Here is a 12,153-nt window from a genome sequence, read left to right on the forward strand (position 1 = left end):
AATACAAAGCCACGCTATTCCTAAGTGAACAGCGTGGCTTTTTCGTTTGTCCAGTATTCAAAAACCGTTCCTAGACGCAGAAATGACAATCTTCAGTGTCTAAACCATACACGCCTTTTCGAATAGCAAGGTGCTCTTCCCCTGCTTTAACACCCATCTCATAACCTGCATTGAGAGTATTTTGATCCATAGTTAAACGCTTCACTGCGAAAGCTTCTGGCGGCGCAATCACCTTGATGGTCGCATCTTTTGGAGGGTTACGAATGAACTCCAAAGACTGGTTATAGTTTTCAGCACGTACCGCCATCGACTCCGCAATATTGGGGAATTTCTTTAACAGTTTTTTTAGCATCCATTGATGCTTTTGAGGCTTCATTCGGTAACTCAAAGGATGAGAAAGAATCACCGTAATGTCACTTGCACCACGTCGGTATGCTTCACGCACTGGAATCGAATCAGCCACGCCACCATCAGTATAACAACCACCAGAGAAGCACGGCGTTTCGCGGTAAGCAATAGGTAAAGCGGTTGTCGCCTCAACCACGTTAGAGAGGTTTTCTGGCTTGATATGGTAATAATCGGCACTGCCTGTATCGACGTTTGTTACAGCAGCAATGAGAGGGATACTTGAAAACAGTTCACCACAATCGAGTGGGTAACGTTGGTTAGACTCATCCCACAACCACTTCACGTCCACCAAGTTACCGCCTTTAGCAAAGCGAGTTGGATTAAAGAAGGTTTTGTCGGTCGCCATGGTAGTAATCACGTTATAACTGCGCTTTGGCGCTTGAGATAAGTAACCAACGAGGTTCGACACGCCCGCAGATACACCAATAGCAAAATCATAGGGACGGAAATCGTCTTGCATAAAGGCGTCCAACACTCCGGCTGCGAAGATGCCTCTCATTGCCCCACCTTCAACAATTAATGCGCTTTTACTCATCTCAAACTCTATTACTTTATAAACTGATAGCCGTAGGATAATCCCGTCCATCTTATAAAGATAATGGGATATGTTTATCAATTCGATAGGTAAAAACTATCAATACAAATGGTGCTAAATTTCAAACAATTGGCATCGCTAACATGGCTTACCTAATAGATTATCAACCAATACATCTCACCTAAGTGCACTTCGCGGGATACACCTCACCTGGTACACTTCACTTAATGCACAGCATGATCAAAAAAGGCCGCTGAGTGATTCACTAAACGGCCTTTCAACTATTTAAACGAGTTTATTGATTACGACTTAAATTCGCTCACGTCGATTTCAAGCAGTTTACCAATGCCTTCACCGTAAGCTGGGTCGGCTTTGTAACAGTGTCTTAGGTGACGCAATTGAATCTCTTTTGGTACGCCGCCTAGGTTACGAGCAGTGTTATCAAACAGAATCGCTTGTTTTTCTGGTGTCATCAGACGGAACAGGTCACCCGGTTGTGAGAAGTAATCTTCATCTTCGCGGTGATCCCAGTGTGCCGCTGCGCCATCTAAGTTCAATGCTGGTTCTGCAAAGTCAGGTTGTTCTGCCCATTGACCTTCGTTGTTTGGCTCATAACCCAATGTGCTACCGAAATTACCATCAACACGCATCGCACCATCACGGTGGTAGCTGTGTACTGGGCAACGAGGTGCGTTCACTGGGATATGCTGATGGTTAACACCCAAACGGTAACGCTGCGCATCACCATAAGCAAACAAACGACCTTGCAGCATCTTGTCTGGTGAGAAGCTGATACCCGGAACCACGTTGGCAGGATTGAATGCCGACTGCTCAACTTCAGCGAAGAAGTTTTGTGGGTTACGGTTCAATTCAAACTCACCCACTTCAATTAATGGGTAATCCGCGTGAGGCCAGATCTTAGTCAAATCGAACGGGTTATAAGACACTTTCGCTGCATCCGCTTCTGGCATCACTTGAACTTTCAACGTCCATTTAGGGAAGTCTTGGTTATCGATGCTGTCTAGCAAGTCACGTTGGTGGCTTTCACGATCATCACCGATCACTTGTGCCGCTTCTGCATCAGACAGGTTTTTAATACCTTGCTGAGATTTGAAGTGGAATTTCACCCAAAAACGCTCGTTGTCTGCGTTAATAAAGCTGAACGTGTGGCTACCAAAACCATGCATATGGCGGTAAGTAGCAGGAATACCACGGTCACTCATTACGATGGTGATTTGGTGTAGAGCTTCCGGAAGAGAAGTCCAGAAATCCCAGTTGTTCTTCGCGCTGCGCATATTGGTGCGCGGGTCACGTTTAACCGCGTGGTTTAAGTCTGGGAACTTAAGAGGATCACGAAGGAAGAATACTGGCGTGTTGTTACCCACCATATCCCAGTTGCCTTCTTCGGTATAAAACTTCAATGCAAAACCACGGATATCACGCTCAGCATCGGCGGCACCACGCTCACCCGCAACCGTTGTAAAACGTGCAAACAGATCGGTCTTTTTACCTATTTCAGAAAACAGTTTTGCCTTGGTGTATTTTGTGATGTCGTGTGTCACGGTAAATGTGCCGTAAGCGCCTGAACCTTTCGCGTGCATACGACGCTCTGGAATGACTTCGCGGTCAAAATGCGCCATCTTTTCTAAAAACCAAACATCTTGAAGAAGTTGAGGACCGCGTTTACCCGCAGTTTGAACATTCTGGTTATGAGCAACAGGACAACCCGCAGCTGTAGTTAGTTTTTTACTCATGATCTATTCCTTAAGGTCCAAAGGTGCAGCAATAGTGAGTGCACCTTGATATTTATACTGGCTCCCTTTCAAAAGCCCCTAAAATACTATGGATATAGAATAGACCTCTAATGGCATAAAATATAATCGTTTGTATTTATCGTTATAATCTATAAAACCTATTAATCGGCCAACTTAGAAACAACGATGTGACACACTGATTAGCTAAGTATCTTTCTTCCTAGCTTTAGCGTCGCTGCTATGTTTCTTGCCGTTCTGGTTAGATTCATTTCAGCCTCTTTCAGTACCTGATTGAGTGGTTGAGGAGAACGTACCGTTCCAAACAAGCTGCTCATTTCACCATATAAAGCTTCGACTTCAGTACCTAAAGATCCTGCAATTCCTATGGTGGGAATACCTTGTAAGCTCGCACGTTTAGCAATGCCATAAGGTGTTTTTCCCTGTAGCGTTTGGTTGTCCATTTGCCCTTCGCCAGTAATCACAAGGTCAGCACCTTTCAGTACTTCATCGGCTTGAAGAACTGAAAGCACCATCTCAATCCCCGGTTTAATCTGCATATTAAATAGCAGACCAAGTCCCATCGGCGTGCCACCAGCCGCGCCATAACCAGCACGCTCTTGAACGGGTTCACCACCAACACAACCTTGCGATTCAGCGATTTGAGCAGAATTCGCTAGCGCCTTATCAAGCAGTAAGACTTGTTCGGGTGTCGCCCCTTTTTGTGGGCCGAATACGTGGCTAGCACCGTTGTCACCACACAACGGATTATCGACATCGCACGCCACAATTAACTCGATATCAGCACAGCGTGAATCTAGACCTGTAAGGTCAATAGATGCTAACTTCGCTAGCGCAGCACCACCTCGGTTAAGCTCTTGCCCTGCATTATCTAACAGTGTCCCACCTAACGCTTGAACAATACCCGCACCACCATCATTAGTCGCACTGCCACCCAATCCAAGAATGATGGTTTGAGCACCCTGCTCTATCGCTTCCAAAATCAATTGCCCTGTGCCGAATGAAGAAGCAATCAACGGATCACGCTGCTCTGGTTTCAACAAGTCCAAACCCGATGCAGCAGCTATTTCAATCAATGCCGTTTTGTTCGGGTTGCTATCGGATGGCTCAAGCATCGCCCATTCAGCATGAACCAATGCGCCCAACGGCCCTTCAACTTGATATGTTCGCTTTTGCCCTACCAAGCCTTGCAGCAAAACATCTACCGTACCTTCACCTCCATCAGCTAAAGGTAAGGTCACGTATTCAGCGTCAGGGAAGATTTCACGAAAGCCCTTTTCAATACACGCCGCCACCGATACAGCCGATAAAGATTCTTTAAACGAGTCTGGTGCAATAACAATTTTCATACTGAGAGATCCAAAAGAATATTAGGTTTGATGAGTGCCCGATCCAAAAATGCCCCTATTGAAGATCAGCAAGCTAATCACTTAATAGGGGCAGTATATAAAGGTAAGCAGTATTAGTTAGTAACGGCTGTCTTTACTTGTGATTTCTCTTTGCTTTTTAGCCATACAAATACAGCGCCTAGGACCGCAATTGGAATCAGTGGGTCGATCAACGTGCCGCCTTTACCAAAGACTAGGTTTAGAATCATTATGATACTTGCACCAATTGCCCATGCTACGGTTGAAGATACAGACCAGATTTTGATTTGGTCAGCAAGTTCAGTAATACCTAAGGTACGGTTGATAATATGGAAGTAAGAGTCGTTCAAATGAGAGAAGCCAACCGGGCCTACCGCACAAGCTAGTGCAACGAACACAGGGTCTAGACCTAACGTTTCAACTAGAGGCAGTGTCATCGTTGCTGCCACCATCATTGATGCCGTTGCTGAACCTTGGATTAAGCGAAGCATTGATGCGATGGCTAGCGGAACTAATAATGGAGGAATACCGCTGCTTGCAATCGCTTCTGCTACTTGAGGACCAGCACCTGATGCTTTAAGTACGGCCCCCATTGCGCCACCACAACCAGTCACTACAAGAATTAGCCCCGTAGTAGACAGAGCATCATCCATAGAGCTAACCATGTCTTTACGCTCAATATGGCGAGTAAGACCGTATAGCGCCATAAGAACACCAATACCAACTGCAACTACAGGATTACCAATTAAAGAGATCACAGTGTGTATTGCGCTGTCACCCTGACCAACAAGTGTGTTGATTAGGATAAAGGCGATTGGAAGAAGGATTGGACCAAATGATAAGAAGTTACTTGGCAGTTCTTTGTCATCCGTCTCTTTTACTTTTTCTAGGTTTGCCCAATCAGCTTGGTTAGTGATCCATGTTTCACCGTTTGGTACACGGTAGTATTCATTGCCCACGCGGCGAATGTAAATCATAGAAAGCAACATCATAGGGATAGATACCATCAAACCCCACATCATGTACTCACCTAGATCAACGCCTAGAATACCCGCAACAGCAACTGGCCCCGGTGTTGGTGGAACAAGTGCGTGGGTGATCAGTAGGCCAAGTGCCAGTGTCACCCCTAAACCTACCGCTGACTTACCTGTATCACGTGAAATTGCGCGAACAAGCGAGTGTAAAATAATGTACGCAGAGTCACAGAATACTGGGATAGCGACAAGTACACCTGTGAAACCAAGTGCCAAGTCTTCACGACCTTTACCACATAGCTTTACAAACGTTTTTGCCATTCTTACAGCAGCGCCAGAACGCTCAAAACATGCGCCCATAATCACGCCAAACGCGATAATTAAACCAATACCACCAAGAACGCCACCAAAGCCCGCTTTGATTGCATTAATAAGTTCAGTGGGTGCCATCCCAGCAAACAGACCCATGATGATGCTTGCGATAATCATAGCAAGCGCCACTGGGATTCTTGTTTTTATGATCATGCCCATCATGGCTAAAATGCCAATTACAATGCCTATCAGTGCTCCATCCATTGTGTATTCCTTTTTGTGTCTATTTTTGTTGTGTAGGGTTTGCAAACGAGAGACATAGGTGCGCCTCCCGCTGCACTTTGTTGTACAGCGACTTTTTGTTTTGGCCGCTTTATCTTATTTTTACGAGTTCAAATCTGCCTTAAAGGCTCGTGCTGGCTGCGTCTATAAATACGGTTTAACCCATTCCAAACCAGCTTCAGTTGTATTTTTGGGGTTGTATTCACAACCAATCCATCCTTGGTAACCTGAATCATCTAGAACATTAAATAAATGTGGATAATTCAGCTCGCCTTCCGATGGTTCGTGCCTTTCTGGTACAGAAGCGATTTGAATATGGCCGGTATAAGCAGCCACTTCGCGAATCAAAGTACTTAAGTCGCCATCCATGATTTGCGCGTGATAAAGGTCGAGTTGCAGCTTCACATTTGACCTATCGACCAACTTAATCAGTTCGACAGCATCACGTTGGTGAGCAACGAAGTAATTAGGAACATCACGGCTATTCAGCGGTTCAATCATCAATTCAATGTCTTGCTCAGCAAATTTATCTGCGGCAAAACGAATGTTTGAGGTGAAGGTTTCAACGTGTTGCTGTCTCGTGAAATTCGCATTATGTAGACCCGACATCGCGTGAACTTTCTTGCAATTCAGCGCTTTAGCGTACATAAGTGCGGTATCAACACTGGCTTTAAACTCATCTTCACGGCCAGGAATCGCTGCGAAGCCTCGTTCGCCTGCGTCCCAATCACCTGGAGGCATATTAAAAAGTGCTTGTTCAAAACCAAATTTCTGCATTTTTGCTGCAAGCTCTTCGGCCTCAAATGCATAAGGGAATAGGTATTCAACTGCTTTGAAACCCGCTTGGTGCGCCTTCTCAAAACGCTCTAGAAATGGCACTTCTGTGAATAACATCGTTAAGTTTGCTGCGAACTTAGCCATTATTTGCCTCTCCCTTTTAAATCCATCACTTCTTCGTCCGTTAAGTAACGGATATCATTTCCTTTCAATAAGAATGCTAATTTGGCGGTCTCTTCTAGCTCTTCAGCGTTATCAACGGCATCAACAAAGTCAGTGCCTGTTACTACTGGGCCGTGATTCGCCAACAAAAATGCTCGGTAGTCGCCCGCTCGCTTTGCCAATTCTTCAGCGATTTGTGGGTCACCGGGGCGTAGGTAAGGAATCACTGGTAACTCACCAATTCTCATCACGAAATACGGTGTGAAAGCCTTAATCGCGTTGTTACGATCTAGCCCTTCAAGGCAAGACAGTGCAGTTAGGTATGTAGAGTGCAGGTGCACAATCGCATTGCACTCTGCATTGTTTCTATAAATCGCTAAGTGGAACGCGGCTTCTTTTGATGGTTTCTTACCTGATATATGGTTGCCATCGATATCGACAACCGACAATTCCTCAGCCACAAGACGACCAAACGAAGAACCTGTTGGTGTTGCTAGGAAATGTCCATTTGGTAATTTGATAGATAGGTTACCTGCGCCACCTGTCGCGTAACCTCTTTCGAACATTGAACGAGCGAGCGTTACCATTTGCTCTCTTAACTGCTGCTCGTTCATCACAATTTTACTCATCTGAATCTCGCTTATGAAAAGAATGACTGCGCTTTAGCAAAGAAGTTTTCGTCACCAAAATTGCCTGACTTAAGAGCCAGAGAAAGCTTACCTTCAACCGATTTAACCCAAGGCACACCTGGTGCGATTTGAGGGCCAATATGAAAACCTTTCACAGCTAGGCTTTGGGTCACTACGCCTGATGTTTCACCACCAGCAACAATGAAGTTTTTCACGCCATGTTGTTGCAGTTTGATAGCGAGTTGACTAAAGAATTGTTCAACGGCATGGCTTGAAGCGTGTGCACCGTATTCTTCTTGAATAGCTTTAAGCTCAGCAGCGTCTGCCGTTGCATAAACCAAAGGAGCAAAATCTCCTTGGCTGTTGGTCATTACCCAATCGAACACTTCATTGGCGTATTGATCATTGGTTAAGCAAGCCTTCACATCGATAGCAAAGTGAGGAGCAAGCTGCTTGTATACCGCAACTTGTTGGTTAGTCATCACAGAACAAGAACCAGAGAACACAACGGTTGGTCCTTTTACTGGGCTGCCTGCATGTTTTGCATCACTTTGGTCAGCTAGATGTTCTGTCCAATTTTTAGCGATACCCGCAGCTAAACCTGAACCACCAGTAATTAGCTTTAATGATTTAGCAGCCTGTCCTAACGTGACTAGGTGCTGCGCATTGAATGCGTCTACCACGGCGTAGCGACAGCCTTGAGCTTGGAGTTCGTTAAAACGAGAGGTGACTGCATCAGAGCCCTGTTCAATGGTTTGGAAGTTAACCAAGCCAGAAACACCCTCTGATTGTGCATCCATCATTCGAACCACACTTGAATCCGTCATTGGTGTAACAGGGTGATTACGCATACCTGAATCACTTAATAGCTCACCAAAAACAAACAAGTGGCCGTTGTAAACCGTGCGACCATTTACTGGCAATGCAGGGCAAACGATAGTGAAAGATTCTCCAAGCTCAGTCAAAAGCGCATCAGTTACAGGGCCAATATTGCCCTCAGCGGTACTGTCGAACGTTGAGCAGTATTTAAAGTAAAACTGTTGGCAACCTTGAGATTGAAGCCATTTAAGCGCAGTAACAGAATCCGTCACCGCTTCGTCAACTGGGCAAGAGCGAGATTTAAGGCTGATAACCACAGCATCTGCTGATGCGTCAAACTCTCCCGTTGGAATCCCATTCAGTTGAACAGTGCGCATACCGTTTTCAACCAAGAAACCTGCAATGTCTGTTGCACCAGTGAAGTCGTCCGCAATTACACCTAATAACATAATTACTTCTCCACCTTTGACGGGGTTACACCTGGCAGATCAATACCTTGGAATACTTTTATCACAGCGCTGTCGTCTTCTTGGCCAAAGCCAGCATTACTCGCACTCACGAACATATTCAGTGCTGCACTCGATAGTGGAAGTGGGAATTTCAGGTCTTGAGCGGTATCCGCGACTAAGTTCAAATCCTTAACGAAGATATCGACCATAGATTTTGGAGAGTAATCACCATCGACTACGTGCTTCATGCGGTTCTCGAACATCCAAGAGTTGCCCGCTGCATTCGTAACAACGTCGTACATCAAATCAAGCGGAATGTTTGCGCGTGCGGCTAGTGCCATCGCTTCAGCGCCCGCAGCAATATGAACACCGGCAAGCAATTGGTGGATAATCTTCACTGTCGCACCAAGGCCAATCGCTTCACCGATATTGTAAACCTTAGCAGCTGTTGCATTAAGAACAGGAGCAAGCGTGTCGAATGTGCCTTGAGCACCCGATGCCATGATCGTCATCTCACCAGCTTCCGCTTTCACCGCACCGCCAGATACCGGAGCATCAAGCATTACAAGCTTATGCTCAGCGAGCTGGCCTTCAATTTGTTTTGCATCTTCAGCAGAGATCGTTGCGGACACCATCACTGGAGTATTTGGCTTTAGTGCCGCAGCAAGGCCAGTCTTAAACAAAACTGTGTTCACTTGTTGTGCGTTCACAACCAACACCAATACCGAATCAAGTTGATCTGCAAACTCGACAGCATTCGTCGATACCGCTTTTGCACCAAACGAACCCAGTTCTTCTAGTGCTTGTGCATTTAGGTCAAAACCATAGACATCAAGGCCAGCACGTACACACGATTTCGCTGCACCCATTCCCATTGAACCTAAACCGATCACTCCGACAGATTGAACTTCACTCATAATATCAATGCCTTCTTGGTAATTTCGTACATTTTAATTTTGTTAATTATTGTTTATGTTTGTGATTATATGTGAAGCATCTGCCGATGACTTAGTGACAAGTCACATCCTTAACAAAACTTAACACGCGAACTCAATTTAGCCCTTTAGAGGCAGCACAAATTCACGTAAAAGGCAGCTATCACACTTTAAAGCCCAAAAAGGCAACATAAGTTCACAGATCTTCACAAACAAGGTAAAGGTTGTTAGGATTATGAAAAACAAGAACATAGAAGAAAACCATGATTCCAGCAGAGCGTCAGAGAACCATTTTGTCACTGTTATCACACCAAGAAGTGATTAGTATTTCTGAGTTAGTCGAACAGCTCGACGTGTCACACATGACCATTCGTCGAGACATAGTAAAGCTGGAAGCTTCTGGAAAAGTCGTTTCAGTATCTGGAGGGGTCCAATTAGCTCAAGCCTTGCATCGCGAGCTGTCTCATGATGCTAAAGTAGAACAGCAAGCAAACGAAAAGGTCCAAATTGGTAAGCTTGCTGCCCAACTTATCGAAAAAGATGCCACTGTCTATTTAGATGCTGGAACGACCTCATTGGAAATCGCCCATCAGTTAGCAACACGTGAAGATCTGTTAATCATCACCAATGACTTCTCAATCGCGGCTTATTTAATGAACCACTCACCATGCGAGATTTATCATACAGGTGGTAAAGTCGATCGAGAGAACCAATCGAGCATTGGGGGCAAAGTAGCTGAGTTCTTGGCAGGGATTAATATTGATATTGCGTTTATTTCCTCTTCTTCTTGGAGCTTAAAAGGCTTATCGACACCAAACGAAAATAAAGTATTAGTGAAAAAGGCGATTGTAAAATCAGCCCAAACCAATTACTTGATCTCGGATTCCACCAAATATGGTCGAGTAGCAAGCTTTCACGCACTTGATATGGAGTCACTTGATGGTGTCATTACCGATACCAATCTCCCAAGCAGCGTAATTGAAGAGTTAAATGACAAAGGTATTGAAGTAATTAACGCTCCGGCATAATGGTCATCAAATAATTGGATGTGCGAGCCTTTAATGGCTCGGCTATCTACCCAACCAGTTTTCTTTTTCTTCTGTAGAACACCTAAACGATCTGGGCCCCCTCATAAACATACTGTGATTTCCGGTACCCAATCTCACCTTTACACTGTGAATATTGCAACTCTGTTTGGATAGGTTAGGCTCTCTGTCTAATATCAAAACAAGGCCAGACAGGCGAGCAAAGCAATGAAAGTTGACTATCACAAACGGCTGATTCCCGTTATCCGTTATCTAGAAAAACGCTTTAACGAGCCATTGAACCTGCCAGAAGTCGCGGCGTTAGCCAACTTTTCACCCTACCATTTTCATCGTACTTTTAAGGCCGTTCAAGGCGAGACGCTTGCTGATTTCATCAGACGATTGAGACTCGAAGCTGCAGCCAATGATCTCTTCAAATCCAAACAACCTATTATTAACGTCGCATTGGATTATGGCTTTTCGTCGTCTCAGAGCTTTGCCAAGGCATTCAAACAACATTTCGGTGTAACACCGAGTGCATTTCGCGATTGCGAAGATTACCAAGCGTTCAGCGAACTAACTCGAAATAGCAAGATTGGACACTCGTTGCGCAAGAATGGAAACGATGCAACTGACGGCAATTCATATACTAACTCCGAACTTTCAACATGGAGTATGACAATGAAAACACAACAATTTGAAGCATCAAAACTGGCGTATGTACGAGTGACAGGCCCCTATGGACAAGGCTATGAAGAGCCAAGCGGTCGTCTTTATCAATGGGCAGAAATGAAAGGACTAGCGAGTAATAGTTGCATCTTTATCTATCATGACAATCCAGAAATCACTCCAACAGATAAGTGCCGAACAGACATCTGCTTGATGGTTTCAGACGACACTGAAGTGCCAAGTGGGATCGAATTAAAAGATTTTCCCGGTGGGCAATATGCAGTAATGCGACAAAAAATCACCGAGCCAAGCCAATACGCTAAAGCGTGGGATGACCTGATGAGTAAGGTCATAGAGTCCGGTATCGAAACCGAAGACCGTCCTTGCTTTGAGCTCTACCACAGCTACGATCCACAAACTCAGTATTCAGACGTCAGCTTCTGCACCGCAATTAAATAACAAAACAAAATTCAGTAACAAAGCCTACCTCGCGTAGGCTTTCGTCTCTTTAGGTCGCTTTCAAAGTAGCGCTACAGGTTATTAAAGCCTTTTGTTCCACTTCCCTTGATGGTCACGGTCGCAATTTTCTTGTGTATCGAAGCTAACGTGCTTATAGATATTCTTCAGTTGAATTCCAACCTGATTGAACGCTTGTTGGATAGCCCCAGAGACGCACTGTTGACCTTCGCCATTTAAGAAGTTCGTTCTATCCTGATTGGTATCGAATACGCAGACAATTTTCAAACTTTGCGGGAATGAAGAGAAGTTGACCGAGTGAGTCACCCACAGAAAACCATCGAAGCCTTTCAGCGTGTCTTCACAAACGTCAGTTAACACGTCTCTGATTTGATTCTCGATTTTCTTATCTGATTTACGCATGCGGTAAAGGTCCTATTTAACACCTTAAAAAATAAGGTTTTTCGGTCAGTTTCGTATTACCTGATATTGGACACTGTGGCAGTTTCAAATGCAAAGTATTTATTGGGAAGAGGCGAGTAGAATATAGAGAAGAAGCCTCATGCTTGATCACTGACGAAG

General features: G+C 44.9%; 11 protein-coding genes. 2 read left to right on the forward strand and 9 right to left on the reverse strand.

The features are described 5' to 3' along the window. Positions 1–70 precede the first annotated feature (70 nt). The 8 genes from OCU90_RS22990 to ltnD form a co-directional block, all read right to left on the reverse strand. Positions 71–943 carry a patatin-like phospholipase family protein gene (locus OCU90_RS22990; RefSeq protein ID WP_061022258.1) on the reverse strand — a complete coding sequence of 291 codons (873 nt, stop codon included), beginning with the start codon at positions 941–943 and terminating at the stop codon, positions 71–73. A gap of 302 nt (positions 944–1,245) precedes the next feature. Continuing rightward, the gene (locus OCU90_RS22995; protein ID WP_061022260.1) at positions 1,246–2,697 is read right to left on the reverse strand and encodes a catalase; all 1,452 of its coding nucleotides are present in this window, start codon (positions 2,695–2,697) and stop codon (positions 1,246–1,248) included. 200 nt (positions 2,698–2,897) lie between these two features. Further along, positions 2,898–4,064, reverse strand: a complete 1,167-nt coding sequence (locus OCU90_RS23000; RefSeq protein ID WP_061022261.1) for a glycerate kinase — start codon at positions 4,062–4,064, stop codon at positions 2,898–2,900. A gap of 113 nt (positions 4,065–4,177) precedes the next feature. After that, on the reverse strand, positions 4,178–5,632 hold the full coding sequence (locus OCU90_RS23005; protein WP_061022264.1) for a GntP family permease: 1,455 nt from the start codon (positions 5,630–5,632) through the stop codon (positions 4,178–4,180). A 162-nt stretch (positions 5,633–5,794) separates the two neighbouring features. Then, positions 5,795–6,571, reverse strand: coding sequence for a 2-oxo-tetronate isomerase (otnI, locus tag OCU90_RS23010; protein WP_061022266.1), 777 nt, complete (start codon positions 6,569–6,571; stop codon positions 5,795–5,797). Then, complete coding sequence (gene otnC, locus OCU90_RS23015) at positions 6,571–7,218, reverse strand: 3-oxo-tetronate 4-phosphate decarboxylase (protein ID WP_206207875.1); 648 nt, start codon at positions 7,216–7,218, stop codon at positions 6,571–6,573. The genes otnI and otnC overlap by 1 nt, the downstream gene beginning before the upstream one ends. Positions 7,219–7,229: 11 nt before the next feature. Next, complete coding sequence (otnK, locus tag OCU90_RS23020) at positions 7,230–8,486, reverse strand: 3-oxo-tetronate kinase (RefSeq protein ID WP_061022268.1); 1,257 nt, start codon at positions 8,484–8,486, stop codon at positions 7,230–7,232. A gap of 2 nt (positions 8,487–8,488) precedes the next feature. Then, positions 8,489–9,403 carry an L-threonate dehydrogenase gene (ltnD, locus tag OCU90_RS23025; RefSeq protein ID WP_061022270.1) on the reverse strand — a complete coding sequence of 305 codons (915 nt, stop codon included), beginning with the start codon at positions 9,401–9,403 and terminating at the stop codon, positions 8,489–8,491. A 281-nt stretch (positions 9,404–9,684) separates the two neighbouring features. Between ltnD and OCU90_RS23030 the strand changes: the two genes are divergently transcribed. Beyond that, positions 9,685–10,449 (forward strand): DeoR/GlpR family DNA-binding transcription regulator, encoded by a 765-nt coding sequence (locus OCU90_RS23030; protein WP_061022274.1) that lies wholly within the window; start codon positions 9,685–9,687, stop codon positions 10,447–10,449. Positions 10,450–10,674: 225 nt separating this feature from the next. Further along, positions 10,675–11,574 carry an AraC family transcriptional regulator gene (locus OCU90_RS23035; RefSeq protein ID WP_061022276.1) on the forward strand — a complete coding sequence of 300 codons (900 nt, stop codon included), beginning with the start codon at positions 10,675–10,677 and terminating at the stop codon, positions 11,572–11,574. An 81-nt stretch (positions 11,575–11,655) separates the two neighbouring features. Here OCU90_RS23035 and OCU90_RS23040 read toward each other — a convergent pair whose 3' ends face one another. Continuing rightward, positions 11,656–11,994, reverse strand: a complete 339-nt coding sequence (locus tag OCU90_RS23040; protein ID WP_061022278.1) for a hypothetical protein — start codon at positions 11,992–11,994, stop codon at positions 11,656–11,658. Positions 11,995–12,153 lie beyond the last annotated feature (159 nt).

The sequence above is a fragment of the Vibrio splendidus genome (genome assembly GCF_024347615.1).
GTDB classification, from domain to species: domain Bacteria; phylum Pseudomonadota; class Gammaproteobacteria; order Enterobacterales; family Vibrionaceae; genus Vibrio; species Vibrio splendidus.

Coding starts and splice junctions, on each gene's coding strand:
- OCU90_RS22990 (WP_061022258.1), bottom strand. CDS start 943: ATGAGTAAAAGCGCATTAATTGTTGAAGGTGGGGCAATGAGAGGCATC.
- OCU90_RS22995 (WP_061022260.1), bottom strand. CDS start 2,697: ATGAGTAAAAAACTAACTACAGCTGCGGGTTGTCCTGTTGCTCATAAC.
- OCU90_RS23000 (WP_061022261.1), bottom strand. CDS start 4,064: ATGAAAATTGTTATTGCACCAGACTCGTTTAAAGAATCTTTATCGGCT.
- OCU90_RS23005 (WP_061022264.1), bottom strand. CDS start 5,632: ATGGATGGAGCACTGATAGGCATTGTAATTGGCATTTTAGCCATGATG.
- otnI (WP_061022266.1), bottom strand. CDS start 6,571: ATGGCTAAGTTCGCAGCAAACTTAACGATGTTATTCACAGAAGTGCCA.
- otnC (WP_206207875.1), bottom strand. CDS start 7,218: ATGAGTAAAATTGTGATGAACGAGCAGCAGTTAAGAGAGCAAATGGTA.
- otnK (WP_061022268.1), bottom strand. CDS start 8,486: ATGTTATTAGGTGTAATTGCGGACGACTTCACTGGTGCAACAGACATT.
- ltnD (WP_061022270.1), bottom strand. CDS start 9,403: ATGAGTGAAGTTCAATCTGTCGGAGTGATCGGTTTAGGTTCAATGGGA.
- OCU90_RS23030 (WP_061022274.1), top strand. CDS start 9,685: ATGATTCCAGCAGAGCGTCAGAGAACCATTTTGTCACTGTTATCACAC.
- OCU90_RS23035 (WP_061022276.1), top strand. CDS start 10,675: ATGAAAGTTGACTATCACAAACGGCTGATTCCCGTTATCCGTTATCTA.
- OCU90_RS23040 (WP_061022278.1), bottom strand. CDS start 11,994: ATGCGTAAATCAGATAAGAAAATCGAGAATCAAATCAGAGACGTGTTA.